Source organism: Chromobacterium haemolyticum (genome assembly GCF_002081825.1).
GTDB classification, from domain to species: domain Bacteria; phylum Pseudomonadota; class Gammaproteobacteria; order Burkholderiales; family Chromobacteriaceae; genus Chromobacterium; species Chromobacterium fluminis.
Genome location: NZ_MUKU01000045.1, coordinates 1 through 26,461 on the forward strand (window position 1 = coordinate 1; position 26,461 = coordinate 26,461).

A 26,461-nucleotide genomic window follows, 5' to 3' on the forward strand; every position below is an offset into this window, starting at 1 on the left:
CGGTGATGCCTCAACGTTGGGTGGTGGAGCGCTCATTTGCTTGGCTTGAGAAATGCCGACGGTTATGGAAGAACTGCGAGCGGAAACTCAATACCAGCTTGCAGTTCATCCATTTAGCCTTCCTCGTGCTGTTGCTCAAAAGATCGTGAACAGGCTCTTAGAACGTGTTTACGATCTTGCGAGCTAAGGCGAGACAAGACGAAAACGGCTGAGAAAGCGGAATGTACACACGGTACATGAGCATTCCGAAGCCGGTTTCAACGCCGTATCGTTGACGCGCAGCAGATCGTAAACAGGTTCTTAGAGGGTCATAGCCGACGGTGCGAACAAGCGGGTAGGCGTTGCCGTCAGTCGGGGGCTCGGCGCGGAGGCGGCCCGCGCGCAGCAATTGCTGGACGCGCCAAAACAGCAGGCCGGAGGACAGCAGCGCTTCTCGGACGCCGACGAGGGCGTCGCCGACCAGGCGTGGGATCGACCGCGCTTGAGCGGCAGCCAGCTTCAAAAGCAGCGCGTCGTAGCGGTCCAGCGGCGCTTCGACGATGTCTTGGCCTTGCAGGCGGCGCAGGCCTTGGCCATGTTCGCGCCAGTAGCGCCATTGCTCCGCCAGCGCCTGGCGCTCGCTGGCCGCCAGCGGGCGCTCCAGCCGCCGGCAGGAAGCCAGCCGCTCCAGCGGCAGCATGGCCACGCTCCATTCCGCCAGGCTTTCGCCTTGCGGCCAGTGCGGCTCCGGGACCGGGACGACCGCCAGCGGGCAGTCCGCCGGCAGTTGCTCGGCCAGCAGCGCCAGCGTGAGCTGGTCGCCGGCGTTGAGGCCTTGCCAGACGGTGAGCGGCCGGGGCCGCTCCAGCAGCCTCAGCAAAGCCTTGCGGCCGGCTTGATGCCGGCGCAGCCAGTCGTCCTCGTATTCCGGCTGCCGAGACTCAGCCTGAAGCAGCTGCTGGTGCCAGGCCAGACGCAGGCCCTGGTCGATGGCGTCGGCGTCCAACAACGGGCCGGCGCTCAGGTCTTCAATGAGGGGCAGGACTTCGCCGTCGAGCAGGCCGTCGCGCCGCAGCGCGTTCAGCATGCCGGCGGCGGAGTCGCCGACGGCGAGGTGGACCCGCTCAGCGCTCATACGCGCTGATCCATATCCAGCGCCGGGGTGCCCTCGCAGGCGCGGGCCACCACGCGGGCGGGCACGCCCACCACGGTGGTGTGGGCCGGCACGTCTTCCAGCACTACGCTGCCGGCGCCTATCTTGGCGCAGGCGCCCACCTGGATGTTGCCGAGGATGGAGGTGTTGGCGCCGATCAGCACGCCGTCGGCGATCTTGGGGTGGCGGTCGCCGTGTTCCTTGCCGGTGCCGCCCAGGGTGACGCCCTGCAGCATCGAGACGTTGTCGCCGATGACGGCGGTTTCGCCCACCACGACGCCGGTGCCGTGGTCCAGCATCACGCCCTGGCCGATGCGGGCGGCCGGGTGGATGTCGGCGCCGGTGACTTCGGAAATACGGTTTTGCAGGAACAGCGCCAGGGTTTTGCGCTCCTCCCGCCACAGCCAGTGGGTGATGCGCTGGCACTGGATGGCGTGGAAGCCTTTGAAATACAGCAGCGGGGTGGAGTAGTTGTCGCAGGCCGGGTCGCGGTCGAAGCAGGCGCTGATGTCGGCGCGCGTGGCGGCGCTGATGGCCGGGTCGGCGTCCAGCGCTTCGCGGAACAGTTCCATTAGCGCGCGGGCGTCCATCACCGGGCTGGCGAGCTTGCTGGACAGGTGAAAGGCCAGCACGTCTTCCAGGGTGTTGTGGCGCAGCACGGTCATGTGCAGGAAACTAGCCAGCATGGGCTCGTCTTGCGCGGCTTGTTCGGCTTCCTGCCGGATGGCGAACCAGAGCGGATCGCCGTTTGCTTCATTCATTTTGCGAAACTCCCTTGCGCTGAGGCGATCGTCTCAGCGGTCTTTCAATTGCCAGAATAGCGCGTGGTCGAATGGGGACCACCAGGCGGTACGCACGCCGCTGGCGGCCAGCGCGTCGCGCACCCACTGGTTGCAGGTGGTCAACGGGCTATAGCGGCCGTTGGCCTGATAAAACGCATCCTGTTCATGATAATGATAGTCCCGCATCCAGAGGGCTTTTCCGGTTGCGTCGCGGGCGACGGAGGCCTGGATGAAGCTGGCCAGCCGCCGGTATTGTTCCGGCGCAAGCGTCAGGCGCCGGGTGGCGGCGCCTTCGCGCGGCATCGGCAGATATTCAATATGTAGTACGGCGCCGTCCAGCCCGGACAGGGCGTAAAGCGCTTTGCCCGGGGTGAGATCCGACCAGTCCCGCGTTTCCAGGAAAAAGCTGCGGCTGCCCCAGCCTATGCCCACATAGGGCAGTTTGTCCAGATTGGGCCCGGCCCGCGGATGCCGCGGGGAGAAGGTCTCGTCCCAGTTCATGCCGGGGCCGCCGCGCGGCAGCAGCAGGCCGGCGTGCACGCCGTTGCTGTCCAGAAATACCGGAATGCCGGCGTCGCCCTGCCGCCAGTCACGATTGACCGGGAGCAGCCCAAGCGCTAGCGCGGCGAGCAGGTAGAGCGCAATCAGGGCCAGCAGGCCCAGCACCGCGCGGGACAACAGGCGCGGCAGCCGGGCCGCCAGACGAAACGGGCGGAATGACATGGCGGCTTACAGCAGGACGACGTCGAATTGCTCCTGGGTGTAGGTGGCTTCCACCGACAGCGAGATTGGCTTGCCGATGAAGTCGATCAGCATCGCCAGGCTTTGCGATTCTTCGTCGATGAACATGTCGATCACCGATTGCGCGGCCAGGATGCGGTAACCCTTGGCGTCGAACTGACGCGCTTCGCGCACGATTTCGCGCTGGATCTCGTAGCACACGGTCTGCGCGGTCTTGATCTCGCCGCGGCCCTGACAGGTGGGGCAGGGCTCGCACAGCACGTGGGCCAGGCTTTCGCGAGTGCGCTTGCGGGTGATTTCCACCAGGCCCAGGCTGGTGAAGCCGTTGAGGGTGACGCGGGTACGGTCGCGCGCCATCGCCTTGGCCAGCTCCGCCAGCACCGTCGATTGGTGCTCGTCGTTGTCCATGTCGATGAAGTCGACGATGATGATGCCGCCCAGATTGCGCAACCGCAGCTGCCGGGCGATGGTCTGGGTGGCTTCCAGATTGGTCTTGAAGATGGTTTCGTCGAAATTGCGGTTGCCGACGAAGCCGCCGGTGTTGACGTCTATCGTGGTCATCGCCTCGGTCTGGTCGATGATCAGATAGCCGCCGAACTTGAGGTTGACGCGGCGCGCCAGCGCCTTGTCGATCTCGGCTTCGATGCCGTGCAGCTCGAACAGCGGGCGTTCGCCGCTGTAGCGCTCGATCTTGTCCACGGCGATCTGCACGTATTGCTCGGCGAACTCCACCATGCGGCTGTAGTTCTCGGTGGAATCCACCACCACCTGGTCGGTGAAGCCGCTGACCATGTCGCGCAGCACGCGCACCGCCAGCGGCAGGTCTTCGTAGAGCAGACTTTGCGCCGGGAGGTGCTGGGATTTGTGGCGGATGTCGGACCACAGCTTGGACAGGTAGCCGATGTCGGCGGCCAACTCGTCGTCGCGCGCGGTCTCGGCGCTGGTGCGGATGATGTAGCCGCGTGGGCTGTTGGCCGGCAACAGCTTTTCCAGCCTGGATTTCAGATTGTGGCGCTCGCTTTCGCTGTCTATCTTCTGCGATACGCCGATGTGCTCTTCCTGCGGCAAGTGCACGAGGAAGCGGCCGGCCAGCGAGATCTGGGTGGACAGGCGCGCGCCCTTGGTGCCTATCGGGTCCTTGATCACCTGCACCAGCACGGTCTGGCCTTCGAACAGCATTTTCTCGATGCGCTGGGGCTCGGTTGGGTGCTGGCGCTGTTCCAGCACGTCGGCGATGTGCAGGAAGGCCGCGCGTTCCAGGCCGATTTCAATGAAGGCGCTCTGCATGCCGGGCAGCACGCGCTTGACCTGGCCCAGATAGATGTTGCCGACGATGCCGCGGCTGGCGGCGCGCTCCACATGCAGTTCCTGGACCACGGCGTCTTCCAGCACCGCGACCCGGGTTTCCTGCGGGGTGATGTTGACCAGGATTTGTTCCTTGGGGCGCGGCAGGTCTCGCGGCAGGGGTATCGATTGATGCAGCATGATGGTTCCCCGCGCGCTTAAGGAAATTGAAAGCCAAATTCGCCGAGCAGCGCCGCGGTTTCGAAGATGGGCAAGCCCATGACGCCGCTGTGGCTGCCGTGGATGCGTTCGACGAAGACGCCGGCCTTGCCCTGGATGCCGTAGGCGCCGGCCTTGTCGAAAGGCTCGCCGCTGTCCAGGTAGCGCTCGATGTCCTGTTCGCTGAGCGGACGGAAGAACACCTCGGTGACCGAGGTCTTGAGCCGCACCTTGTCGCCTTCGCGCAGCGCCACGCTGGTGATGGCTTGATGGCTGCGGCCGGAGAAGGCCCGCAGCATGCGGCGGGCGTCGTCGGCGTTTTCCGGCTTGCCGAATATTTCGCCGTCCATCGCCACCGTGGTGTCGGCGGCCAGCAAGGGCCGGGACGGCAGTCCGCAAGACACCACGACCTGCCAGCCGGCCTCGGCCTTGGACAGCGCCAGCCGTTCTGTGTAAGCGACGGCGGATTCGCCGGGCCGCACCGATTCGTCGATATCGGCGTGGATGCGCTCCAGGTGCATGCCCAACTGTTCCAGAATTTCGCGGCGGCGAGGGCTGCCGGAGGACAGGTAAATCCGGGTGTCATTTGCGGTCATGATAGTCTGCTCATTTGTTCTTTCGGTCGCTGTCTAGGTTACCAGACGCGTGATGCCGCAACCATCGAATCCATCAGGCGCCAGGCGTTTTCAGGCCGACGCGATTCGGCTTAATTGGCGTCAATTTGCTGTTTTTAAAGGCGCGGAAGCGGTGCTCAGGCGGGTTTTTTTCCTGCGTCCTGCTGCGGCGGGGCGCTCTCCCCGGTATCATGGCGGCTTGCTTCCCCCTCTCCTGTCGTCATACCCCGATGCCCAACCCTAGCGTTTCTCCGTTTGCCCGCGCCGCCACCTTGGCGGCCATCTTGTTGATCTTGTTCAATCCCTTGGGCATCGATCTTTACCTGTCGGCAATGCCGGCGATGCAGCTGCATTTCCAGGCCGATGTCGCGATCAGCCTCAGCATGTTCATTTTCAGCCTGGGGCTGGGGCAGCTGCTGTTCGGCCCGTTGGCGGACAGGATAGGCCGCAAGCCGGTGGCCTTGGGCGGCCTGCTGCTATACGCTGTGGCCGCGTTTCTGGCTAGCCGCAGCGACAGCCTGGGCGGTTTTCTGGGCTTGCGCGCGCTGCAGGGCTTGGGCGCCAGCGCCAGCTCGGTGTGCGCGTTCACCCTGGTGCGCGATTGTTTTTCCGGCAATGCGGCGGCCCAGCGCTACAGCCTGCTCAATGCCGCCCTGAACGTGGTGCCGGCGATGGCGCCCTTGTTAGGCGGCTGGCTGACTGCGCGCTGGGGCTGGCAGTCCTGCTTCCTGGTGCTGGCCGGCAGCGCGGTGCTGGCGGCGGCATGGCTGGCCTGGAAGATGCCGGAAACCCGGCCTGCCGTTTCCAGTGCAGACGGCGGTCCGGCGATCGGCATGCGCCAGGTGCTGGCGACGCCGGCGCTGCGTCGCTACGGCGCTTGTTGCTGCGCGGCGCTGGCTTTGATCGTCAGCTATGTGACGCTGGCGCCAGCGGTGCTGATTGAACGCGGCGGGGTGGGCGTCACCACCTTCGGCTTGCTGTTCGGCGGCAACGCCCTCTTGGTGATGGCGGCCAGCTTCCTTGGCTTGAAGCTGATCGGCCGCTTCGGTCAAAAAGCGATGTTGCGTTACGGTCTCAACATTATGTTGCTGGCCGGCGTATTGTTGTTGGCGCTGTCGGGCCAACCGGGCGCTTGGCACTATATGTTGCCGATAGGCGTGCTGAGCGTGGGCTTCGCCTGGACGCTGGGGCCGGCCAGCGGCATGGCGATGGCGCCGTTCTCTCAGGGCGCCGGCCGCGCCGCCGCCTTGCTGGGCTGCGCTCAGATGCTGTTCGCCGCCGGCGTGTCGGCGGGCCTCGCGGCGCTGCCCTTGCCGGGCGAATGGGCGCTGGGCGCAATGGTATTGCTGCTGGCCGGCCTGTGCCGCTGGCTGACCCGCCCCGTCGCGGCGATTCGGGAAAATCCTCACTGATTTTCAAGTGTTTGGCATGTATTGTGAGATTTGTGGCGTAGGGCCGGCTTTAGCTCTTGTCGGGCAGCCTACAATCGGCAGACAATTGGCCAAAACTTGAGAGTTGACTTCAATAATGAGGCGCGACGGCAAGCTGCCCGGCGCTTCTCCGTTCTTTGCACTGATTAGCAGATTTCATGAACAAACATATTCCGCGCAAGCGTTTCGGCCAGAATTTTCTGCAGGACGCCAGCGTCATCGCCAACATCGTGCATGCGGTGAATCCGCAGCCGGACGATGTCGTCATCGAGATCGGCCCTGGACTGGGCGCGATCACCAAGCCGCTATTGGCCGCGCTCAAGCATTTGCACGTGGTGGAGATTGACCGCGACATCATCAGCCGTTTGCAAACGGAGTTTCCGGCCGAGCGTTTGAGCATTCACGCCGGCGACGCGCTGGTGTTCGACTTCGCCTCGGTGGCGGAGGGCAAGCTGAAGATCGTGGGCAATCTGCCCTACAATATTTCCACGCCCTTGTTGTTCCATCTGGCCACTTACGGCCAGAAAGTCACCGATATGCATTTCATGTTGCAAAAAGAGGTGATCGAACGCATGGTGGCGGAGCCGTCCACCGCCGACTACGGCCGATTGACGGTGATGTTGCAGTACCGCTTTGAAATGGAGAACATCCTGCATGTGCCGCCGGAAGCGTTTTGGCCACCGCCGAAGGTGGACTCCGCCGTGGTGCGAATGATTCCGGCGCCGGGCCGTTGCGGCGTGGCCGACGATGAGTCGCTGCTGGAGCAGGTGGTGACCACGGCGTTTTCGCAGCGGCGCAAGACGCTGAAGAACAATTTGAAGGGTCTGTTGGATGCGGACGGCTTCGCCGCGCTGGAGCTGGATCCCGGGCTACGGCCGGAGAACCTGCCGGTGGAGGATTACGTCCGCCTGGCCAATTACCTGAGCGCGAAAGGCCATAAGGCCAAACGCCAGTAACGGGGCGTTGCAAAGTAAAAAAATACGAGCGGGCGTTCAGCGCCCGCCGCACTACAAAGAGTCGTCCGTCCCTGTCCTTGTCGGCGGGGGCTGTCTATCACAGGAAGTGAAAAAGGAGAAACTTCATGCGTATTCGCTCCACCCTGATCTGTGCCGCCACTTTGGGCGCCTTCTGCGCCGCTCCGGCCATGGCCGCCGAACTGACCGGTACTCTGAAGAAAATCAAGGATTCCGGCGTGATCGTCTTGGGCAACCGCGACGCATCCATTCCGTTTTCCTATTACGACAACAACCAGAAGCCAGTGGGCTACTCGGTGGACTTGGCCAACAAAGTGGTTGAGCAGGTGAAAAAAGAGCTGAAAATGCCGAACCTGCAGGTCAAATACAATCTGGTGACGTCGCAGACCCGCATCCCGCTGGTGCAAAACGGCACCGTGGATCTGGAGTGCGGTTCCACCACCAATAATGTGGAGCGTCAGAAGCAAGTGGCGTTCTCGGTGGGCATCTTCGAAATCGGTACCCGTCTGCTGACCGCCAAGACTTCCGGCCTCAAGGACTTCCCCGATCTGAAGGGCAAGAACGTGGTGACCACCGCCGGCACCACGTCCGAGCGCCTGATCAAGGCGATGAACGCCGACAAGAAGATGGGCATGAACATCATCTCGGCCAAGGACCACGGCGAATCCTTCCTGATGCTGGAGTCCGGCCGCGCCGCGGCCTTCATGATGGACGACGCGCTGCTGTACGGCGAGATGGCCAAGGCCAAGAGCCCGGCCAACTGGGTGGTGACCGGCAAGGCCCAGTCCTACGAGATCTACGGTTGCATGATGCGCAAGGAAGACCCCGCCTTCAAGAAGGTAGTGGACGCCGCGCTGAGCAACACCTTCAAGTCCGGCGAGGTCAACAAGATCTATGCCAAGTGGTTCACCAGCCCGGTGCCGCCCAAGGGGCTGAACCTGAACTTCCCGATGTCCGATGAATTCAAGGAGCTGATCGCCAAGCCGACCGACAAGTCTGCCGAGCAGATGTAAGTCGCGGTTGGCGCGTCGCCGCCCCGTCCTCCCCGCCGTTTCGCGGGGAGCCCGGGGCGCGCGGCCGTATCCGCTTTCTTTGTGTGTGGCCGGGCGTTTGAGCCGGGCCGCGGCCTGCCGGCGCGAATGAGCGTCGGCAGGCTGGCGTTGTTGGGAGTGAAGCATGAATTACCACTGGGACTGGATGGTGTTTTTCAAGTCCACCGGGGTGGGTAGCGAAATCTATCTGAACTGGTTCGTGTCCGGCCTGGGCTGGACCATTGCCGTGGCGCTGGCCGGCTGGGCGATCGCCCTGGTTTTGGGCTCGGTGCTGGGCGTGATGCGCACGGTGTCGAACCGGTGGGTGGCGGGCATCGCCGCGGCCTACGTCGAGTTGTTCCGCAATGTGCCCTTGCTGGTGCAATTATTCGTCTGGTACTTCTTGATCCCGGATCTGCTGCCCGAGGGCGCGCAAACCTGGTTCAAGCAGGACCTGGCGCCGGCCACTTCCGCCTTCCTGTCGGTGGTGGTGTGTCTGGGGCTGTTCACCGCGGCGCGGGTGTGCGAGCAAGTGCGCACCGGCATCGAGGCTTTGCCGCGCGGCCAGCGCAACGCGGCGCAGGCGATGGGTTTCACCTTGCCGCAAGCCTACCGCCACGTGTTGCTGCCGCAGGCCTTCCGCATCATCATTCCGCCGCTGACCAGCGAGTTTTTGAATATTTTCAAGAATTCCTCGGTGGCCTCGCTGATCGGCTTGATGGAGCTGTTGGCGCAAACCAAGCAGACCGCGGAGTTCTCCGCCAACATCTTTGAGGCCTTCACCCTGGCCACCATCATCTATTTCGTGCTCAATATGAGCTTGATGACGCTGATGGCCTGGATCGAGCGGCGCGTGCGCATTCCCGGCATGATGGGGGGCAAATGATGGAATTGGATTTTAGTCAGATCGTTCCGGCGCTGCCGGGTTTGTGGCAAGGCATGCAGCTGACCCTGAAGCTGCTGGTGATGGCGGTGGTGGGCGGCGTGGTGCTGGGCACCTTGCTGGCCCTGGCCCGGCTCTCCGAGCATCGGGTGTTGTCGCCGCTGGCCAAATTCTACGTCAATTACTTCCGTTCCATTCCCTTGCTGCTGGTGATCTCCTGGTTCTATCTGGTGGTGCCGATGGTGCTGAACTGGATTACCGGCAGCCTGGAACCGGTGGGGGCGTTCACCTCCTGTCTGGTGGCCTTCGTGATGTTCGAGGCGGCGTATTTCTCCGAAATCGTCCGCGCGGGCATTCAGGCCATTCCCAAGGGCCAGGCCGGCGCGGCCTACGCGCTGGGGATGAGCTACGGCCAGGTGATGCGGCTGGTAATCTTGCCGCAGGCCTTCCGCAAGATGACGCCCTTGTTGCTACAGCAGTCCATCATTCTGTTCCAGGATACTTCGCTGGTGTACGCTGTGGGTTTGATGGATTTCCTCAACACCGCCCGCTCCAAGGGCGATGTCGTCGGTTTGCCGCATGAGTTCCTGCTGTTTGCCGGCGCGGTGTATTTCGTGATCAGTTTCGGCGCTTCCTTTTTGGTGAAGCGCATGCAAAAAAGGTTGGCTGTATGAGCGCAATGATTTCCCTGAAGCAAGTCAGCAAGTGGTATGGGCAGTTCCAGGTCCTGACCGATTGCACTACCCAGGTCGCCAAGGGCGAGGTGGTGGTGGTGTGCGGGCCGTCCGGCTCCGGCAAGTCCACCTTGATCAAGTGCGTCAATGCGCTGGAGCCGTTCCAGAAGGGCGAGATCGTTGTCGACGGCATCTCGGTGGGCAATCCCAAAACCGACCTGCCCAAGCTGCGCAGCCGCGTCGGCATGGTGTTCCAGCACTTCGAACTGTTCCCGCACCTGTCCATCACCGAGAACCTGGCCATCGCTCAGGTCAAGGTGCTGGGCCGCAGCCAGGACGAGGCTCGGGACAAGGGCCTGAAGCTGTTGGACCGCGTGGGATTGAAAGCGCACGCAGACAAGTTCCCCAGCCAGCTGTCCGGCGGCCAGCAGCAACGGGTGGCGATTGCGCGCGCGCTGGCGATGGATCCGATCGCGATGCTGTTCGACGAGCCGACCAGCGCGTTGGACCCGGAAATGATCAACGAGGTGCTGGATGTGATGACCGAGCTGGCGCACGAGGGCATGACCATGATGTGCGTGACCCATGAGATGGGCTTTGCCCGCCGCGTGGCCAACCGCGTGATCTTCATGGACCAGGGCCACATCGTTGAGGACTGCGACAAGGACGAGTTCTTCGGCAATCTGGATGGCCGCTCCGAGCGCGCTCGTCATTTCCTGTCCAAGATCTTGCAGCACTGATTCCAATCCCATTTAACACCGATAACTTTGTCGGCTTCACTACGCGGGGCCTTGCCGTACTCTCTTGTACTGTCTGCGGCCCCGCTTGATCGCCTTCGCGTTTTCGGTTCTCACTGGAACTGGAATGAGCCCAGCTAGGCCGCAAAGACAAAGCCCGCCATTTGGCGGGCTTTGTCTTTGGACGAGACGATTAGTTGCCGTTCTTGATCTGTTGGCTGACCTGGTTTTCCTCCTGGTTCAGCGTTTTTTGCTCCTGCTTGGTGATGTGGCCGTGATCCAGCTTGGCCATGCCCTGTTCCTGCTGGCGGATGTCGCGGTCTTCGCGATGCAGCTTGCGCGCCTCGTCGCGGCTGATCTTGCCTTCCTTCTGTTCTCGGTGGATGCGGCGGTCCTGATGGTGCAGGCGCTGATTGATTTCCTCGCGGCGCGGATGTTCTTTCTGCCATTCTGATTCGGCCCGGGCCTGGGCGGCGAACAATAGGCCGGCGGCGAGCAGGCTGGCCAGCATGAGGGGGCGAGCGTTCGTTTTCATCTTGATCTCCTGGAATGGCAATAACTGCCAGATGTCAGCCTAGGGCAGAAGACGGTAAGTGTCTGTTAAGGCTGGTTAATCTGTGTTGCCATTGGCGGGCGCCGACATGAAAACCGTGAAATCTCCGTCCGCGGGCGCGTGGAGGTTCAGGAAGTCCAGCTTGGCTGCGCGGTCCAGCCGCTTGAACGCGTACTCGGCCTTCAGGGCGTCGGAGCGTCCGGTGCAGACTAGCACCAGGGCCAGCGCTTGCGGCGGATTGAGCCGAGTGTAGCGCGCGCCCTTGCCGGCGGCGTGCTGGGCGTAGCGGCGCGCCACATCGGTGGTGACGCCGGTGTAAAGCGCGCCGTCCCGGCAGCGCAGCACGTATAAAAACCAGGGCCGGGGGGAAGCCCGGCCCTGAGTGCCCCGCGCGGCGGCGGACTTAGATGCTGGCATCCAGATTGACCAGCGGGCTGATCAGCACCCGCTCGGTGCGGTTGCCCTTTTGCACGGTGACGCGCAGCTTCCATTCGCCGACGGTGATTTCATCGCCCTCGCGCGGAATGCGCTCCAGGCAGTCCATCAGCAGGCCGGCCACGGTGTGGAAGTCTTCGTCCTCGAAGTCCCCCAGCACGATGTGCTGTTCCAGCGTCACCAGTTCCAGGCTGCCTTCCACATCGAAGCTACCGTCGGCCTGCTGCAGGATGGCCGGCAGTTCGTGACGCTCGTGCTCTTCCGGAAACTCGCCGGCGATGGCCTCCATCAAGTCCTTTTGGGTGACGATGCCTTCCAGGCTGCCGAACTCGTTGACCACGAAGGCCATGTCCGCCGAATGTTGGCGGAAGCTCTCCAGCGCCTTGAGCACGGTGACGGTTTCCGGCAGCACCAGCGGCTGACGCAGGGCGGCGTCGATGTTCATCTCGCCGCCGTCCAGCAACTGGGTCAGCAGGTCTTTGCGCGCGACGATGCCCAGCGGCTCGTCTATGCTGCCGTCCCTGATCACGACCAGGCGGGAGTAGGGGCTATCACGCAGCACTTTGCGCTGGGCGTCCTGGCTCTGGCTCAGGTCTAGACGGTGGACGTCGGCGCGCGGCGTGGCGATCACGCGGATCGGCCGCTCGGCCAGGGTCAGCACGCTGTGTATCATCGCGCGCTCGTTTTGGGCGAAGGCTTCTTGCGGTTCGGTGTCCTTGCTGTCTTCCACCTTGCCTTCGTCGGCGCTAGGGCTGGTCAGCTTGCTGCCCATCAGGCTCAACACCGCGTTGGCGGTGCGTTCGCGCAAGGATTGGTTGCGGTTCAGGTAGCGGATGCGGTTGGCCTGGGACACCTGGTTAAAGGCCTCGATCAGCACCGAGAAGCCGATCGCCGCGTACAGATAGCCTTTGGGGATATGGAAGCCGAAGCCTTCCGCCACCAGGCTGAAACCGATCATCAACAGGAAGCCCAGGCACAACATCACCACGGTGGGGTGAGCGTTGACGAAGGCGGTCAGCGGCTTGCTGGCGGCGATCATCATCATCATGGCGACGATGACGGCCAGCATCATCACCGGCAGGTGTTCGGCCATGCCGATGGCGGTGACCACCGAGTCGATGGAGAATACCGCGTCCAGCACCAGGATCTGGGCGACGACGGTGCCGAAGGCGGCGTAAGCCTTCTGGCCGTTGCTCTTCACTTCATCCACGCCTTCCAGGCGTTCGTGCAGTTCCGTGGTGGCTTTGAACAACAGGAACACGCCGCCGCCCAGCATGATGAGATCGCGCCCGGAGAAGGGCTGGCTGAGCACGTGGAACAGTGGCGAGGTCAGCGTCACCAGCCAGGAGATGCTGGCCAGCAGCACGAGACGCATAATCAGGGCGAGCGACAGGCCGGTGATGCGGGCGCGGTCGCGTTGGTGCGGGGGGAGCTTTTCCGCCAGGATGGCGACGAAGATCAGGTTGTCAACGCCCAGCACCACCTCCAGGATGATCAGCGTGAGGAGGCCAAGCCAGGCGGAAGGGTCAGACAGCCACGAAACGTCCATGATGAAAACGAAGATTCCTTATAAATAAAAACGGGGTAAAAATAGCACAATCGGGGCGCGATTAACAAAAATCCGTCGCGCCTGGCCGTACCGGCAAGAGAAAAACCCCGCGTCGGCGGGGTGGCTCGGGAGGAGATTTAGAACGCGCTTACGATCTCGCGAGCTAGAGCGAGACGCGGCGTTTAGGCTGAGAAAGCGGTGTGCACACCGTGTCACGCTCCATGAGGCGCAGCAGATCGCAAGCCGGTTCTTACAGGCCGCCGTAGGAATGCAGGCCGGCCAGGAACATATTGACGCCTAGGAAGGCGAAGCTGGTGACGAACAAGCCCACCACCGCCCACCAGGCCAGCGGCGCGCCGCGCCAACCCTTGACCAGGCGAATGTGCAGCCAGGCGGCGTAGTTCAGCCACACGATCAAAGCCCAGGTTTCCTTGGGGTCCCAGCTCCAGTAACCGCCCCAGGCGTCTGCGGCCCACATTGCGCCCAAGATGGTGGCGATGGTGAAGAACAGGAAGCCGACGGCGATGGCTTTGTACATCACCTCGTCCAGCACTTCGGCCGGCGGCAGCTTGTCCTTGAGCCAGCCCTTCAGTGAGAGGAGTTCAGCGATGCCGAGCATGGCGGCGATGGCGAAAGCGCCGTAGCCGACGAAGTTGGCCGGCACGTGTATCTTCATCCACCAGGATTGCAGCGCCGGGATCAAGGGTTGGATCTCGTGAGCCTGGCGATCGAAGGTGTACCACAGGATGAAGCTGACCGAGGCGCAGATCACCAGCAGCACGAAGGCGCCCATCTGACGCGCCGCGTACTTGGCTTCGTAGTACAGATACATCAGCGAGGTGATCAGCGTGAACAAGACGAAAACTTCGTACAGATTGGACACCGGGATGTGGCCGATGTCCGGACTGATCAGGTAGCTTTCGTACCAACGGGTGAACAAGCCGGCCAGGCCCATCACCGACGCGGCCCAGGTCAGGCCGGTGCCCATGCGGTTGAGGGTGTCGGAGCGAGTCAGCAAGCCGATCCAGTACGAGAAGGCGGCTAGGAAAAACAGCGTGCACATCCACATGATGGAGGATTGGCTGGACAGCATGTACTTGAGCAGGAAGGTGGTCTGCCCGCGCGCGAGCTCATGCTGATAAACCTGGATCGCCAGCAACGAGATACAGCCCGCCAGCGGGAAGAACCAGCGCCAGGATTTCCAGAACCAGCCCAGGCCGATCAAGCCCAGCGCCGAGCCGGCCAGGATAGCCTGCTCATAGCCGTCCATGTAATGGTTGTACAGCGCGTAGCTATAGCCGGCGGCGCCCAGCACCAGCAGCGCGTAGAGCCAGTCGGCCAGGCTCAGCCGTTTCAGCAGCGGCTGTTGCGAGAAAGAAGCGTGGGCCAGTTCCATCATGCACCTCGTACCAGCTGTTTGATTAGTTGAGTATGGCGCGCAAAGTCGCCGTCCAGATCGCGATTATGCCGGTTTGACGTCATCGCTACCCGTACTTTGGAACCGTTGACGCGAACCCATAGACGCAGCTCGCGCACGTAGAACATCAGGATGATGCCGAAGACCAGCAGCACCGAGCCCAGATAGACCAGGGTCTTGCCGGGCGAGCGGGTCAGCTGCAGGCCGGAGGCTTGCACCTGCTCGAAGCCTTCCAGTTGCAGGAATACCGGCGCGCCGTAGTCGTGCAGCGAGCTGACCGCCACCAGGCTGTCCAGCAGGAAGCGGTAATGCTCGCTGTCCAGCTTCATCGCCGGCAGGCCGGCTTTTTCGTCCGCCACCGCCATCACGTCCGCCACCGCGCCTTGCAGGATCTTGATATAGGTTTGCGCCACGGCCTGGCGTTTGTCTTGCGGCACGCGGGCGTCCAGGAACTTCTCCAGGCCGACGAAGCCGCTGTCGCCGAAGCGCGCCAATACCCATTTGACGCTGTCGGTGAACTGCTGCTGCATTGCCGGGCTGATAGCGTCGCCTTTCAGCGCCTTGTGCGCGGCGCGGCGGGCGATTTCGTCGTAACGCGCCGGGTCCAGCAAGGCGGCGCGCAGGCGCATGAAGCGCTCCACGCTCATCTCTTCATCCAAGGGGATGCGCACGTATTGGAACGGTTCGGCCACGGTTTTGCGCACGCCGGCCATCTGATAGCTGGCGCCGTCTTGCTGAATCGGGGCCATGTAATGCATGAACTCCACCGCTTGACCCTGGGCGTCGCGCAGTTTGAAACTGATCGACGGCCCCTGGTTTTTCAGCTGCTTGTCTTGCTTGACCTCGCGCGCGTCGTGCATGCGCTGCGACAAAGTGCGCTGCTCGTCCTGAGGCTTGCCGATGTTTTCTATGTTGAATACGCGCAGTTCCCCCACTTCCAGCGTGTAGTCTTTGCCGTTGGCTTTCAGTGGCTGGCTGGACATCGACACCGCCGGAATCTCGGTGGGACGCGCTTGCGGCGCGGCCAGATTCCAGGCCTTGAACTTGAGCGGGGACGCGCCGTCGCCAAAGCTGGACTGGTAGATGGCGATGCCGTCGACGATTAGCGGATGGTTGACCTTGACCGTGGCCTCGGTGGTTTTGCCGCTGGCTTTGTCTGTGACCACGATGTCGCTGGCGAACAGCTTGGGCATGCCGTTGCTGTAGTAGTCGACGTGAAACTTCTTCAAGGTGATGATGAAGGGCAGTTCTTGCACCAGGTAGCCATTGCCGGCGTTGAGGAAGGTGACGTCGGCGCTCTTGTTCTCCGCAATGGTGACGTTGCCGCGGAAGGACAGATTGTTCGAGCTTAAACGGCTGGCCGCTGGAATCTGGTTTTGCGGCACATCGCGGGTTTCCGGCACCACGCGGCCGGTGAGCTCGCCTATTTTCAAGGGCAGGTTGCCGTCCAGCAGGCCGCCGATGCAGATCACCACCAGCGCGATGTGGGCAAAGAAATAACCGAGCTTGCCGGCCGCGCCTTTCTTGGCCGCCAGCACCAGGCCGCCGTCGGCGCGCGTTTGCTCCTTAAGACGGAAGCCTTGCGCCCGCAAATAGGCGCGGGCGGCGTCGGCGTCGAAGCCTTCGGCCTGGAAGCTGGCGCTGTGCTTCATCGCCGCCAGCGAATTGTCGGAGGCTTTTTCGCGGTAAGCGCGCATCTCCTTGATGAAGCCGGGACCGTTGCGCAGAATGCACAAGCTGGTGGACAGCACCAGGAAGGCGAGGATGGTGAGGAACCACGCCGAATGATAGACGTCGTACAAGCCTAGCCATTCAAACGCTTGAAACCAGAATTGCCCGAATTCGAAGGCGTAGTTGGGATAGGGCTCGTTCTGTTTCAGAACCGTCCCGATCACCGAGGCGATGGCCAGTATCGTCAGCAGGCCGATGGCGAAGCGCATCGAACTGAGCAACTCATGCCAGGCGTGGGCCAGGCCGTTGCGGCTAGTTTTTTTCATAGTGGCGTAAAGTGCAAAAAGGAAAGCCCATGGACGGGTCTTCCCTTTTGAGCCGGCGTGCCGGCCAAAGTTGCCGGCGCGCCCAGGAGCGCGGGCGGCGGAGTCCCCGCAGGGAGCGGCCCCTGAGGGGCCGTCGGGCTCGGCCTGTGGCGGCCGGGCTGCTCAAGGCTTAGCGCAAGCCGGAAATGTATTCGGCCACCGCTTTCATTTCGGCGTCGCTCATGCGATTGGCGATATCCTGCATCGGGCTGTTTTTGCGGTTTGCGCCGGCCTTGAAGTCGTTCAGCTGCTTGACGATGTAGCCGGCGTGTTGGCTGCCCAGACGCGGATACTGGTCGGGGAGACCCTTGCCGGCGGGGCCGTGGCAGGACATACAGGCGGGGACTTGGGTGCCGGCGTTGCCGACGCGGTAGATCTTGGCGCCCAGCGGCATTTGCGCTTTGTCGGAAGCCTCGCGGTCCTTCGGTTTTTGCTCGCTGTAGTAGGCCGCTACGTTGCGCATGTCGTCCTCGGACAACATGGAGGCCATGCCCAGCATGGTTGGGTCCTTACGCACGCCTGCCTTGAACGCCTTCAACTGGGTGTACAGATAGTGCGAGTTCTGACCCGCCAGCGTGGGGTTGGCCGCGGCTACGCTGTTGCCGTCAGTGCCGTGGCAAGCCGCGCAAACCGTTTCTACGATCTGTTTGGCCTTCACCGGGTCCGCCTTGGCGGCTACCGGCGCAGCCGCCAACGCGTTTCCGGCCAGGGTTGCAGCCGCCATCGCCAACAGCATCATACGTTTCATGGTCGCTCCTTTAGGGGCTATCCCTAAATATCTGTAAAAGTGGCAATTTCAAACCTGCTATTCTATACCAACTGATTTCACCCTTACTACTATGTCGACTTTTCAAAACGCCCGATTTTATACCACCGTCAACCACATGAAGGACTTACCGCCTACCCGAGCGGAAGTCGCCTTCGTGGGCCGCTCCAATGCCGGCAAGTCCAGCGCCATCAACACATTGGCCAATCACGGCCGCCTGGCGCGGGTGTCCAAGACGCCGGGCCGCACTCAGCACATCAATTTTTTTGAGCTGGGTAACGAATGTTTTCTAGTCGATTTACCCGGTTATGGCTATGCCGAGGTGCCTGAAGCGGTTCGTGCGCACTGGGTAGAGCTGCTGGGACGTTATCTGCAGTCGCGCCAGAGCCTGATCGGTCTGCTGTTGATCATGGACGCGCGCCATCCTTTGAAAGAGCTGGACCGCAAGATGCTGGAGTTCTTCCGGGTGAGCCGGCGACCGGTGCATATCCTGTTGTCCAAAGCCGACAAACTGTCGCGCCAGGAGCAGTCCAAGGTGCTGGCCTTGGTCAAGAGCGAGCTGAAAGACTATCCGGACGTCAGCGTGCAGATGTTCTCCAGCCTGAAGAAAAGCGGGGTAGAGGACGTGGAACGGGTGGTGAACGGCTGGTTCGACCAGTACATGGGACAGCCGGCCGCGGACGAAGCCGCGCCGCCGGAACTTTAGGAACAGGCCCGCACCTAAACAAGCAGGTGGCCAACACCTCCCGCTTGCCTCCCTGAGCGGGGCCTGGATTGATCAGGCTTACCCCGGCAGCAGCTTGCCGGGGTTTTTTATCGGCGGCGGAAACGACAAAGGCGAAGGAGATGTCTCCTTCGCCTTTGTTTTTGACCGAGCGCTTGTAGAGCCTGTTTACGATCTCGCGAGCTAGAGCGAGACAAGGCGAAAACGGCTGAGAAAGCGGAATGTACATAGGGTACATGAGCATTTCGAAGTCGGTTTCAACGCCGTATCGCCGACGCGCAGCAGATCGTTGGTTCTTACAAGCTGGTGACTACGGTCTCCACGTGCAGGTTCTCTGCGGCGTTGCGCACCGCGTCGCTGGAGCGGAAGGGCCCCAGGCGCACTTTGTAGACGCCTTCCTGATTCACGATGCCAAGCTTGGACTCGTATTTGTCGTCCATCTCGCCCAGCATTTTCTGCACCATCGCCTCGGCGTTGGACAGTTTGGAGAAGCTGCCCAGTTGCAGATACTTGGGCGTGTCTTCGACGCGTCGAGCGGTGTTGACGGGACGGGTGCTGGCGATGTTCTCGCCGCCGGCGTCCGGCCATACGCGTTCGATGGCGATCTTGGCGCTGCCTTGCTTGATGAAGCCCAGGCGATAGGCCGCTGCGTAGGACAGGTCCATCAGGCGGCTCTTGTGGAAGGGGCCGCGGTCATTGACGCGCACCACCACGGATTTGCCGTTGTTCAGATTGGTGACCCGGGCGTAGCTCGGGATCGGCAGCGTAGGATGGGCGGCGGTCATGGCGAACATATCGTATTTCTCGCCGGAGGACGTTTTGCGGCCGTGGAACTGCTTGCCGTACCAGGAGGCGCGGCCTGTGGCTTGATAGGGCTTTTCGCGCGTGTCGGGGCGGAAGCTCATCCCCAGCGCGGTGTAGGGCAGGTTGGCTGATCTGATCAGCGGCTCTTCCTGCGGCACGGCGTCCGGCACCAGGTTTAGGTTGACCGGAATATGGTCGGCGGGACCATCGTTCTGGAAATAAGCTCCATTCTTGGCAACGGTTTTCTTGTTGCCGGTCGACGAGGAGGCCGACTGGTTGGTGGCGCTGGCCGTCTTCACGGTGGAACAGGCCACGAGTACGAGACTGACGAACACAAGCCACAGCCATCGGAGTACTGATTGCATAGATCTCCCTTATGCTGTCGGAACCACTGCAAACCTCGGCGCGCCGCTTCAAGGTCGGCGCTTCGCGCTTGCAAGCAAGCGCTCGGACCAGGTTTTTCAGAGTCCCTTGTTGGGCCGATCTGCGAACCGCTTCAGCATCCCCCTGCGAAATCAAGCTGTCGCCAAGCCTCGAACACCGTCACCGCGACCGCGTTCGAAAGATTGAGACTTCTTGATTCTGGACGCATCGGCAAACGAATCCTCTGCTGCGGAGGCAAAGACCCCAGCACTTCAGGCGGCAGACCGCGGGATTCGGGACCGAACAAAAAAACGTCCCCAGGTTGATAGGATATCCGGTCATGGCGCTCGGAGCCCTTGGTGGTGGCGGCGAAAATACGCCGTCCGCGCAAAGTCTCTTGACAAGCCGCCCAATCCTCATGAACCACTACGCGTGCGTACTCGTGGTAATCGAGTCCCGCGCGTCGCAGCTTGGCGTCCTCCAAAGGGAAGCCCATGGGTTTGACCAGATGCAGTTCACAGCCGGTGTTGGCACATAAACGAATCACATTGCCCGTGTTGGGCGGTATTTCCGGCTGAAAAAGAATTACAGTGAACATCGTTGGCAGCCTGGATTGTTCCAAAGAATCAAAATCTTGGTCAAGTTTTAGGAGAAAAAGCCCTGGCGAGCACCCAGCCATCGACCCGTTTTGCCCCCTGTTTTTTCAAAATTTCGGCCAGCGCCGACAGGGTGGCGCCGCTGGTGGCGACGTCATCGACAATGGCGATGGAAAGCCCGTCACAGCGGCAATTTACGCCGAAAGCATGGCGGAGGTTTTTCCGGCGTTCGACGCGTCCGAGAGAGGCTTGGGGCGGAGTGTTGTATTTTCGCCAACAAACCTCGGCGCTCAAACGGCTCGCCATTGTAGCAGCGAATGCTTTTGCCAACTCATGACTTTGATTGAAACCGCGCTCGGCAAGCCGTTCTTTTGCCAGTGGAACAGGAATGACGAAGTGATATTTTGGGCTGAGCGGAAGGGCGAAATCAGCGAGCAAACCGCCCAAGGCCGCGCCCATCTGCAGCTGTTTTCCATATTTGAAGGCGTGGATCAGCGCGGCGAGGGGGTAATCGAACAAATACGGCGCGTACAGCGCGTCGAAGGCGGGCGGCCGGCGCTGACACTGACCGCACAAGCCGGAGACGGGCAGCGGCTCCGCGCAGCGCGCGCATTGCGCGGACGGCAGAGCCGGCAACTGTCGGCGGCAGTCCTGGCAAAAGCCCCGGTCTGCCCGGCAGTCTCCGCAGAGCAAACATGGTTGATTAAATATTGTGCACTTGTCAGATATGAGCCTTGTTAGGTTTGACAGCATGGCGCCCTCCCCAGCAAGATGCGCTGATTCGACCCACGCCCGACCGGGCGTGGCACTCTGACGGTCCTGACGGCGGAAGCCGGAATTATCCTTGCCTGATCAAGGCCTTCCATCGCCGGACAGTGACCACCGCCAGGATAGACCATGCATTCTTCCGCTATTGAATTCAAGCCTTCCGCCACCCCGCACCCGGAATCTCCCAGCTGGACTGTGGCGGAAATCGAAACGCTATTGGCGCTGCCCTTCATGGAACTAGTGTTCCGCGCGGCCGAGATTCATCGCCAGTTCTTCGATCCCACCAAGGTGCAACTGTCCACGCTGATTTCCATCAAGACCGGCGGCTGTCCGGAGGACTGCGGTTACTGCCCGCAATCGACGCATCACGACACGCCGGTGCCCAACCAGCCGATGCTGACGGTTGACGAGGTCTTGAGCGCCGCGCGCTCGGCCAAGGCCAACGGTGCCAGCCGCTTTTGCATGGGCGCGGCCTGGCGCGGCCCCAAGGATGCGGACTTGGAGAAAACCTTGGAAATGGTCAAGGAAGTCAAAGCCTTGGGTCTGGAAACCTGCGCCACCTTTGGTTTATTGAAGGGGGGGCAGGCGGAAAAACTGAAGGCGGCGGGCCTGGATTATTACAATCACAATCTGGATACCTCGCCGGACAAATATTCCGATATCATTGCCACGCGCGACTATGAAGACCGCCTCGACACTTTGGGAAAAGTACGCAGTGCGGGTCTATCGGTGTGCTGTGGTGGTATTGTTGGCATGAATGAAACCCGGAACGATCGCGCAGGTCTGATTGCACAGCTAGCGAATCTTGAGCCGCAACCGGAATCGGTGCCGATCAACAAGCTGGTCAAGGTAGAGGGCACGCCGCTGGAAGGCGCCGCGCCGCTGGACTGGACCGAGTTTGTGCGCACCATCGCGGTGGCCCGCATTGTGATGCCCAAAACCTATGTGCGATTGTCCGCCGGACGCCGGGAAATGGATGAGTCCACGCAGGCTTTGTGCTTCCTTGCGGGGGCCAATTCCATCTTTTACGGCGACAAGCTCTTGACGACCGGCAATCCCGAGGTGGACGCCGACCGGCTGCTGCTGGAAAAGCTTGATCTGACGCCGCTTTGAGAGGATTGGGCGGCGGATTCGCGGGCGATGTAAAAAATGTATATATAAGGAATAGCTTGGGCGGCCGGCGAGGCCGGTTCCGGCCAAGCCCTTTTCACGGGATATTTCGAGCCGATATGCGCCTTCAAGACCTGCCTGCCGCCCTGCTGGACCTTTCCGCCACCCATTGCCGTCGCCAACGCGCGGTCATCGATAGCCCGCAAGGAGTCGAAGTGGTGGTGGACGGGCGTTCCTATGTCTCTTTCGCCAGCAACGATTACCTTGGACTAGCCGATCACCCGGCTCTGGTGCGCGCCGCGCAGCAGGGCCTTGAGCGTTGGGGGGTGGGCGGCGGTTCCTCGCATTTGCTGGCCGGCCACTTCAGCGTGCAACAGCAGGCCGAAGAGGCGCTGGCGGAATTCGTCGGCCAGCCTGCGGCATTATTGTTCGGCTCCGGTTACGCGGCCAATCTGGCGATTGTCAGCAGTTTGCTGGACCGCGGCGACGCGGTGTTCGCCGACCGGCTGAACCATGCCTCGCTGAACGACGCCTGTAGACTGAGCCGCGCCGAGTTCAAGCGCTTTCATCACAATGACCTGGCGCAGCTGGAGCGTTTGCTGGCGGAGTCCAGCGCGCGCTCCAAACTGATCGCGGTGGAGTCTGTGTACAGCATGGACGGCGATGAAGCCCCGCTGCCGGCGTTGCTGGCCTTGGCCGAGCGTTATGACGCCTGGCTGTATGTGGACGACGCCCATGGCTTCGGCGTGTTGGGCGATGGCCGCGGCGCGCTGGCCGAGCATGGGCTGTCCAGCCCGCGCTTGATTTACATGGCGACCTTGGGCAAGGCCGCCGGCGTGGCCGGCGCCTTCATCTCCGGTGGAACGGATTTGGTGGAGTGGCTGATCAATTCCGCGCGCAGCTATATTTACACTACCTCCCAGCCGCCGGCCTTGGCCTGTGCGATTCTGGCCAGCCTGCGTTTGATCGCGGAGGCGGACGAGCGGCGCGCGCGGCTGCGGGAATCGATAGAAACCGTCAAATCCGGACTATCTGAATTCAAATACTCTGTAGGGGCTTCCCGAACGCCGATTCAGCCACTTATCATAGGCGGCGAAGAACAGGCGTTGGCCCTGGCCGCCCGTCTGCGCGACCAGGGCTTGTGGGTGCCGGCGATCCGCCCGCCCACGGTAGCGGCCGGGACGGCGCGCTTGCGTCTGTCTTTGTCGGCCATGCATCAGCCGGAACACTTGCAGCGCTTGCTGTCCTGTATTCAGCGCGCGGCGGCGTCCTGAGCCGGCGCGCCCATGGGGAGGGGCGCGCCGGCATGGCCGGATTTTCCAGCTAACTCATACTACGATAATCACATGAAGAGCATGGCTGAATATCTGGCGACGCCAGAGCAGGCCGCCGCAATGGCGCTGTCTCTGCTGCAAGAGCAGGGAGGGGTGCGCGTTGCCGCGGTCTGGCGGCAGCTGGGGGCTGCCTGGCAGCTCTTGGCAGCCTTGGGCGCCGCCGACGCCTTGCCCAGCGTAGAGACGTTGGAGGGCGGCGGCCGGTTGGACGCGGGCTGTGAGGCCATGCCCTTGCGCGCCGGGGAGCAGGTGCTGGGATGGCTGGTGTGGCGGGGGGGCGCCGGGCCGGCGCTGAATCCTTCCGCGGCCTTGCTGTGCGCCCATCTGCTGTGTGCGCGGCTGGGCGCGGAGCAGGTGGCCGCGCGCGAAGCCAATGAAGCCTTGTTCGATATTTCGCAATTGGCCGAAGAGTGCGGCACCATCGATCAGGTTCTGCCCGGCCTGCACCGTCAGATGATGCGGTTGATGGATGCTCGCAACTTCTACATTGCTCTGTACGACGATGAAGCCCAGGTTATCCACTTTCCCTTCTACATCGACCAACGCGATCCCGCTCCGCCCGCCAGCGACGCCATTTTTCCGCTGGCCGGCCACGCCCAGTCCTTGACCGCCTGGTTGATCCGCGGCGGCAAGCCGGTGGTGCTGAGCCGGGAACGCTTGCTGGAAGTGTGCCAGCAGGAGGGCTTGAGCCGACAGGGACTGTTGCCGGCCAGCTGGATGGGCGCGCCGCTGGCCAATGCCGGCGGCCATGTGATCGGCGCGGTGGTGCTGCAGCTGTACGAGGATCAAACGCCGCTAACCTCGGCCGAGCAGCAGTTGTTTCTGTTCGCCGCCCGCCATGTCGGCTTTGTGCTGGAGCGGGTGTTGCATCGCAGCCAGCTGGAGCGCCAGGTTTGGCTGCGCACCAGCGAGCTCGAAGGCGCCAACGCGCGACTGCGCGCGGAGGTGGCCGAACGCAAGCGCGCCGAGCGTTTCCAGGGCGCCTTGTTCCGTATCGCGGAGTTGTCCAATACCAGCTTGTCGCTGGAAGCTTTTCTCGGTGGCCTGCACCGGTTGCTGGCCGAAATGGTGCCGGCGCGCAATTGCCTGGTGGCTTTGTACGATCAGGCCGAAGATTGCATCAGCTTTCCCTACTGCGCCGACGAATACGCGCCGCCGCTCAAGCCGCATAGGCCGGGCAAGGGCTTTGTCGAACAGGTGCTGCACAGCGGACGGCCTTTGCTGATTGATCCCTATTCGCAGCTGAACCGCCAGCTCGAGGCCGATGAGGAGCTGCCCAGGCCCAAGAGCTGGCTGGGTGTGCCCTTGTATTGCGGTACCGATCTCTTGGGCGTGCTGGCGGTGCAAAGTTACGAAGAGGAGGTGGTCTACAACTTCCGCGATCAAGAAGTGCTGGAATTCGTCGCCAACCACATCGGGGCGGCGCTGACCCGGGTCAAGGCGCTGGAAAGCCTGCAAACCGCTTACGTGGAACTGGAGCAACGGGTGCGGGAGCGGACCAGCGAGCTGGACGCGGTCAACGCCCAGTTGGAGTTCGACAGCCTGCACGATCCGCTGACCAAGCTGCCTAACCGTAGCTATTTTTCCAAGGCCTTGCGCCGGGCTTGGGAGACGTATTCGCATGGCGGAGGCGAGCGCTTCGCGGTGCTGTTCATCGATCTGGATCGCTTCAAGCTGGTCAACGACACACTGGGTCACCTAGCCGGCGACCATCTTTTGTTCGAAGCCGGCGCGCGCATCCGTTCCTGCTTGCGCCATTACGATTTTCTGGCGCGGCTGGGCGGCGACGAGTTCGCGGTGTTGATGTTCGGCATGGACGGCGGCGGCGACTGCGAGCGCATCGCTCAGCGCATCGTCAGCGAGTTTGAGCGGCCGGTGATCCTGGCGGGGCGGGAGGTGTTTTCCACCGCCAGCGTCGGGGTAGTGCTGGCGGACCACGAGCATTATCACAAGGCCGACGACCTGCTGCGCGACGCGGACCACGCGATGTATTGCACCAAGCAGCAGGGGCGGCAGGGTTATACCTTGTTTAACCATGAGCTACGCGTCAACCAGGCGGACCAGTTGGCGCTGGAGAGCGAACTGCGGCGCGCGCTGGAGGAAGAGGGGCAACTGCTGCCGTACTTCCAGCCCTTCATTGAAGGCGACAGCGGCGAGCTGGTCGGCTTTGAAGCCTTGGCCCGCTGGCAGCATCCGCAGCGCGGTCTGATTTCGCCGGGTTTGTTCCTGCCCATCGCCGAGGAGAGCGGGCTGATTACCCGTTTGGACCGTTATATGCTGAACGCCGCCTGCGCTCAATTGAGCGCGTGGCGCGCTCAGGGCCGGGTGGGGCCGGAGGTGGCCCTGCACATCAATCTGTCGTCGGCCCATTTCCACGATCCGGAACTGGCGGCCTGGATAGGCGAGCGCATTCGGCATTACCGGCTGCCGCCGGCGACGCTGCATCTGGAAATCACCGAAAGCGCGCTGATCGATCAGCCGGAAATCGCCGCGACCGTGATGCACGCGTTGCATGAATTGGGGGTGCGGCTGGCCTTGGACGACTTCGGCACCGGTTATTCAGCGCTGTCCTATCTGCACCGCTATCGCTTCGATGTGCTGAAAATAGACCAGTCCTTCGTCTTCGACCTGGACCGCACTCAGGAATCGGCGGCTATCGTGCGGGCCATTCTGGCGTTGGCCAAGGCCTTGGATCTGGAGGTGGTGGCCGAAGGCGTGGAAACCGCGGCTCAACTGGCCATGCTCAAAAAGATGGGCTGCGGCAAACTGCAGGGCTTTTACTTCGCCGCTCCGGCACCGGCCCAGGGCGTGGACTGGGAGCGGCTGGCCCGCTTCCGCAAGGCGTTCCAAAGTGAGCGCTAGCGGATGGCGGCGTTGGCCGCAGACATTCAACCGCTGGCGCTACAATCTGTACGCTCCGGTCTACGACAGGGTGGCGCAGGCTTTCGCCGCGCGCCGTCGCCGTTCCATCGCCTTGCTCAATCCGCAGCCAGAGGAACGCATCCTGTTGGTGGCCGCCGGCACCGGTTTGGATCTGGATTTTATGGTGCGCTGCCGCCATGTGGCCGCCATCGACATCTCGGACGGCATGCTGGCGCGGCTGAGTGCTCACGCGGTGGCCCTGGGCATGGCGGTGGATGCCAGGGTGATGGACGCGCAGGCGATGGATTTCCCCGACGCCAGCTTTGACGCGGTGGTGCTGCATCTGGCGTTGGCGGTGGTGCCGGACCCGCAAGCCTGCATCCGCGAAGTGGAGCGCGTGCTCAAACCCGGCGGACGGGCGGCGGTGTTCGATAAATTCCTGCCCGACGGCCGGCGGCCGTCTTTGTTGCGCAGCGCCGGCAACCTGCTGTCGCGCGTGATCGCCACCGACATCAACCGCCGGCTGGAGGATATCCTGGCGGCCTGTCGTTTAAGCAAGGTTCATGACGAAGATGCCGGACTAGGTGGTTTCTTTCGCATCGCGATCTTGCGAAAATGAAGGTTTCACCCCATCTGGTCGTCC

26 protein-coding genes are annotated in these 26,461 nt (G+C 62.3%); 12 read left to right on the forward strand and 14 right to left on the reverse strand.

The features are described from left to right. On the forward strand, positions 1–149 hold a 149-nt coding region (locus B0T39_RS21945; RefSeq protein ID WP_141111082.1), incomplete at its 5' end, for a transposase. A gap of 8 nt (positions 150–157) precedes the next feature. Here the strand turns inward: B0T39_RS21945 and B0T39_RS21950 are convergent. From B0T39_RS21950 to B0T39_RS21970, 5 genes are read right to left on the reverse strand one after another with little or no spacing between them, the layout of a single operon-like run. Continuing rightward, positions 158–1,114: a DUF3658 domain-containing protein gene (locus tag B0T39_RS21950; protein ID WP_081550493.1), complete on the reverse strand. Its 957-nt coding sequence runs from the start codon at positions 1,112–1,114 to the stop codon at positions 158–160. Next, the gene (gene cysE, locus B0T39_RS21955) at positions 1,111–1,893 is read right to left on the reverse strand and encodes a serine O-acetyltransferase (RefSeq protein ID WP_081550495.1); all 783 of its coding nucleotides are present in this window, start codon (positions 1,891–1,893) and stop codon (positions 1,111–1,113) included. The genes B0T39_RS21950 and cysE overlap by 4 nt, the downstream gene beginning before the upstream one ends. 33 nt (positions 1,894–1,926) lie before the next feature. Further along, positions 1,927–2,637, reverse strand: coding sequence for a TIGR02117 family protein (locus tag B0T39_RS21960; RefSeq protein WP_081550497.1), 711 nt, complete (start codon positions 2,635–2,637; stop codon positions 1,927–1,929). Between the two features lie 6 nt (positions 2,638–2,643). After that, on the reverse strand, positions 2,644–4,140 hold the full coding sequence (gene rng / locus B0T39_RS21965) for a ribonuclease G (protein WP_081550499.1): 1,497 nt from the start codon (positions 4,138–4,140) through the stop codon (positions 2,644–2,646). A gap of 17 nt (positions 4,141–4,157) precedes the next feature. After that, the gene (locus B0T39_RS21970; protein WP_081550501.1) at positions 4,158–4,754 is read right to left on the reverse strand and encodes a Maf family protein; all 597 of its coding nucleotides are present in this window, start codon (positions 4,752–4,754) and stop codon (positions 4,158–4,160) included. 248 nt (positions 4,755–5,002) lie between these two features. On the opposite strand from B0T39_RS21970, the gene B0T39_RS21975 reads away from it, so the two are divergent. From B0T39_RS21975 to B0T39_RS22000, 6 genes are all read left to right on the forward strand, one after another. Then, positions 5,003–6,184, forward strand: coding sequence for a multidrug effflux MFS transporter (locus B0T39_RS21975; protein WP_176219631.1), 1,182 nt, complete (start codon positions 5,003–5,005; stop codon positions 6,182–6,184). Positions 6,185–6,360: 176 nt separating this feature from the next. Further along, entirely contained in the window at positions 6,361–7,158 is a 798-nt protein-coding gene (gene rsmA, locus B0T39_RS21980; RefSeq protein WP_081550505.1) for a 16S rRNA (adenine(1518)-N(6)/adenine(1519)-N(6))-dimethyltransferase RsmA, read from the forward strand. Between the two features lie 125 nt (positions 7,159–7,283). Continuing rightward, positions 7,284–8,189, forward strand: coding sequence for a glutamate/aspartate ABC transporter substrate-binding protein (locus B0T39_RS21985; RefSeq protein ID WP_081550507.1), 906 nt, complete (start codon positions 7,284–7,286; stop codon positions 8,187–8,189). 163 nt (positions 8,190–8,352) lie between these two features. Next, positions 8,353–9,093 carry an amino acid ABC transporter permease gene (locus B0T39_RS21990; protein ID WP_081550509.1) on the forward strand — a complete coding sequence of 247 codons (741 nt, stop codon included), beginning with the start codon at positions 8,353–8,355 and terminating at the stop codon, positions 9,091–9,093. Next, positions 9,090–9,764 carry an ABC transporter permease subunit gene (locus B0T39_RS21995; protein ID WP_217806318.1) on the forward strand — a complete coding sequence of 225 codons (675 nt, stop codon included), beginning with the start codon at positions 9,090–9,092 and terminating at the stop codon, positions 9,762–9,764. The genes B0T39_RS21990 and B0T39_RS21995 overlap by 4 nt, the downstream gene beginning before the upstream one ends. Positions 9,765–9,769: 5 nt before the next feature. Further along, complete coding sequence (locus B0T39_RS22000) at positions 9,770–10,504, forward strand: amino acid ABC transporter ATP-binding protein (RefSeq protein ID WP_081550511.1); 735 nt, start codon at positions 9,770–9,772, stop codon at positions 10,502–10,504. Between the two features lie 190 nt (positions 10,505–10,694). Here the strand turns inward: B0T39_RS22000 and B0T39_RS22005 are convergent, their stop codons facing one another. The 6 genes from B0T39_RS22005 to B0T39_RS22030 form a co-directional block, all read right to left on the reverse strand. Then, positions 10,695–11,036, reverse strand: coding sequence for a hypothetical protein (locus tag B0T39_RS22005; protein WP_206118771.1), 342 nt, complete (start codon positions 11,034–11,036; stop codon positions 10,695–10,697). 75 nt (positions 11,037–11,111) lie between these two features. Then, positions 11,112–11,471, reverse strand: a complete 360-nt coding sequence (locus B0T39_RS22010; RefSeq protein WP_081550515.1) for a GIY-YIG nuclease family protein — start codon at positions 11,469–11,471, stop codon at positions 11,112–11,114. After that, positions 11,458–13,038 (reverse strand): TerC family protein, encoded by a 1,581-nt coding sequence (locus B0T39_RS22015; protein WP_081550518.1) that lies wholly within the window; start codon positions 13,036–13,038, stop codon positions 11,458–11,460. The genes B0T39_RS22010 and B0T39_RS22015 overlap by 14 nt, the downstream gene beginning before the upstream one ends. A gap of 250 nt (positions 13,039–13,288) precedes the next feature. Further along, positions 13,289–14,434, reverse strand: a complete 1,146-nt coding sequence (ccsB, locus tag B0T39_RS22020; protein ID WP_081550558.1) for a c-type cytochrome biogenesis protein CcsB — start codon at positions 14,432–14,434, stop codon at positions 13,289–13,291. Then, positions 14,434–16,452: a cytochrome c biogenesis protein ResB gene (locus tag B0T39_RS22025; RefSeq protein ID WP_081550520.1), complete on the reverse strand. Its 2,019-nt coding sequence runs from the start codon at positions 16,450–16,452 to the stop codon at positions 14,434–14,436. The genes ccsB and B0T39_RS22025 overlap by 1 nt, the downstream gene beginning before the upstream one ends. A 169-nt stretch (positions 16,453–16,621) precedes the next feature. Further along, positions 16,622–17,239, reverse strand: coding sequence for a c-type cytochrome (locus tag B0T39_RS22030; RefSeq protein WP_081550522.1), 618 nt, complete (start codon positions 17,237–17,239; stop codon positions 16,622–16,624). A 91-nt stretch (positions 17,240–17,330) separates the two neighbouring features. On the opposite strand from B0T39_RS22030, the gene yihA reads away from it, so the two are divergent. Beyond that, complete coding sequence (yihA, locus tag B0T39_RS22035) at positions 17,331–17,963, forward strand: ribosome biogenesis GTP-binding protein YihA/YsxC (RefSeq protein WP_081550524.1); 633 nt, start codon at positions 17,331–17,333, stop codon at positions 17,961–17,963. 314 nt (positions 17,964–18,277) lie between these two features. Here the strand turns inward: yihA and B0T39_RS22040 are convergent, their stop codons facing one another. The 3 genes from B0T39_RS22040 to B0T39_RS22050 all read right to left on the reverse strand — a co-directional run bounded on the left by B0T39_RS22040 (position 18,278) and on the right by B0T39_RS22050 (position 20,497). After that, positions 18,278–19,150 (reverse strand): septal ring lytic transglycosylase RlpA family protein, encoded by an 873-nt coding sequence (locus tag B0T39_RS22040; RefSeq protein WP_081550526.1) that lies wholly within the window; start codon positions 19,148–19,150, stop codon positions 18,278–18,280. Positions 19,151–19,281: 131 nt separating this feature from the next. Further along, complete coding sequence (locus B0T39_RS22045) at positions 19,282–19,746, reverse strand: tRNA (cytidine(34)-2'-O)-methyltransferase (RefSeq protein ID WP_081550528.1); 465 nt, start codon at positions 19,744–19,746, stop codon at positions 19,282–19,284. A gap of 40 nt (positions 19,747–19,786) precedes the next feature. After that, the gene (locus B0T39_RS22050; protein ID WP_176219632.1) at positions 19,787–20,497 is read right to left on the reverse strand and encodes a ComF family protein; all 711 of its coding nucleotides are present in this window, start codon (positions 20,495–20,497) and stop codon (positions 19,787–19,789) included. 144 nt (positions 20,498–20,641) lie between these two features. Here B0T39_RS22050 and bioB point away from each other — a divergent pair, with 144 nt between their 5' ends. The 4 genes from bioB to B0T39_RS22070 all read left to right on the forward strand — a co-directional run bounded on the left by bioB (position 20,642) and on the right by B0T39_RS22070 (position 26,437). Next, positions 20,642–21,625 (forward strand): biotin synthase BioB, encoded by a 984-nt coding sequence (gene bioB, locus B0T39_RS22055; RefSeq protein ID WP_081550530.1) that lies wholly within the window; start codon positions 20,642–20,644, stop codon positions 21,623–21,625. A 116-nt stretch (positions 21,626–21,741) separates the two neighbouring features. Then, positions 21,742–22,896 carry an 8-amino-7-oxononanoate synthase gene (bioF, locus tag B0T39_RS22060; protein WP_081550532.1) on the forward strand — a complete coding sequence of 385 codons (1,155 nt, stop codon included), beginning with the start codon at positions 21,742–21,744 and terminating at the stop codon, positions 22,894–22,896. 72 nt (positions 22,897–22,968) lie between these two features. Continuing rightward, positions 22,969–25,818, forward strand: a complete 2,850-nt coding sequence (locus tag B0T39_RS22065; protein ID WP_081550534.1) for a bifunctional diguanylate cyclase/phosphodiesterase — start codon at positions 22,969–22,971, stop codon at positions 25,816–25,818. Further along, complete coding sequence (locus B0T39_RS22070) at positions 25,808–26,437, forward strand: class I SAM-dependent methyltransferase (protein ID WP_081550536.1); 630 nt, start codon at positions 25,808–25,810, stop codon at positions 26,435–26,437. The genes B0T39_RS22065 and B0T39_RS22070 overlap by 11 nt, the downstream gene beginning before the upstream one ends. The last annotated feature ends 24 nt before the right edge of the window (positions 26,438–26,461 follow it).

Coding starts and splice junctions, on each gene's coding strand:
- B0T39_RS21950 (WP_081550493.1), bottom strand. CDS start 1,114: ATGAGCGCTGAGCGGGTCCACCTCGCCGTCGGCGACTCCGCCGCCGGC.
- cysE (WP_081550495.1), bottom strand. CDS start 1,893: ATGAATGAAGCAAACGGCGATCCGCTCTGGTTCGCCATCCGGCAGGAA.
- B0T39_RS21960 (WP_081550497.1), bottom strand. CDS start 2,637: ATGTCATTCCGCCCGTTTCGTCTGGCGGCCCGGCTGCCGCGCCTGTTG.
- rng (WP_081550499.1), bottom strand. CDS start 4,140: ATGCTGCATCAATCGATACCCCTGCCGCGAGACCTGCCGCGCCCCAAG.
- B0T39_RS21970 (WP_081550501.1), bottom strand. CDS start 4,754: ATGACCGCAAATGACACCCGGATTTACCTGTCCTCCGGCAGCCCTCGC.
- B0T39_RS21975 (WP_176219631.1), top strand. CDS start 5,003: ATGCCCAACCCTAGCGTTTCTCCGTTTGCCCGCGCCGCCACCTTGGCG.
- rsmA (WP_081550505.1), top strand. CDS start 6,361: ATGAACAAACATATTCCGCGCAAGCGTTTCGGCCAGAATTTTCTGCAG.
- B0T39_RS21985 (WP_081550507.1), top strand. CDS start 7,284: ATGCGTATTCGCTCCACCCTGATCTGTGCCGCCACTTTGGGCGCCTTC.
- B0T39_RS21990 (WP_081550509.1), top strand. CDS start 8,353: ATGAATTACCACTGGGACTGGATGGTGTTTTTCAAGTCCACCGGGGTG.
- B0T39_RS21995 (WP_217806318.1), top strand. CDS start 9,090: ATGATGGAATTGGATTTTAGTCAGATCGTTCCGGCGCTGCCGGGTTTG.
- B0T39_RS22000 (WP_081550511.1), top strand. CDS start 9,770: ATGATTTCCCTGAAGCAAGTCAGCAAGTGGTATGGGCAGTTCCAGGTC.
- B0T39_RS22005 (WP_206118771.1), bottom strand. CDS start 11,036: ATGAAAACGAACGCTCGCCCCCTCATGCTGGCCAGCCTGCTCGCCGCC.
- B0T39_RS22010 (WP_081550515.1), bottom strand. CDS start 11,471: ATGCCAGCATCTAAGTCCGCCGCCGCGCGGGGCACTCAGGGCCGGGCT.
- B0T39_RS22015 (WP_081550518.1), bottom strand. CDS start 13,038: ATGGACGTTTCGTGGCTGTCTGACCCTTCCGCCTGGCTTGGCCTCCTC.
- ccsB (WP_081550558.1), bottom strand. CDS start 14,434: ATGGAACTGGCCCACGCTTCTTTCTCGCAACAGCCGCTGCTGAAACGG.
- B0T39_RS22025 (WP_081550520.1), bottom strand. CDS start 16,452: ATGAAAAAAACTAGCCGCAACGGCCTGGCCCACGCCTGGCATGAGTTG.
- B0T39_RS22030 (WP_081550522.1), bottom strand. CDS start 17,239: ATGAAACGTATGATGCTGTTGGCGATGGCGGCTGCAACCCTGGCCGGA.
- yihA (WP_081550524.1), top strand. CDS start 17,331: ATGTCGACTTTTCAAAACGCCCGATTTTATACCACCGTCAACCACATG.
- B0T39_RS22040 (WP_081550526.1), bottom strand. CDS start 19,150: ATGCAATCAGTACTCCGATGGCTGTGGCTTGTGTTCGTCAGTCTCGTA.
- B0T39_RS22045 (WP_081550528.1), bottom strand. CDS start 19,746: ATGTTCACTGTAATTCTTTTTCAGCCGGAAATACCGCCCAACACGGGC.
- B0T39_RS22050 (WP_176219632.1), bottom strand. CDS start 20,497: ATGCTGTCAAACCTAACAAGGCTCATATCTGACAAGTGCACAATATTT.
- bioB (WP_081550530.1), top strand. CDS start 20,642: ATGCATTCTTCCGCTATTGAATTCAAGCCTTCCGCCACCCCGCACCCG.
- bioF (WP_081550532.1), top strand. CDS start 21,742: ATGCGCCTTCAAGACCTGCCTGCCGCCCTGCTGGACCTTTCCGCCACC.
- B0T39_RS22065 (WP_081550534.1), top strand. CDS start 22,969: ATGAAGAGCATGGCTGAATATCTGGCGACGCCAGAGCAGGCCGCCGCA.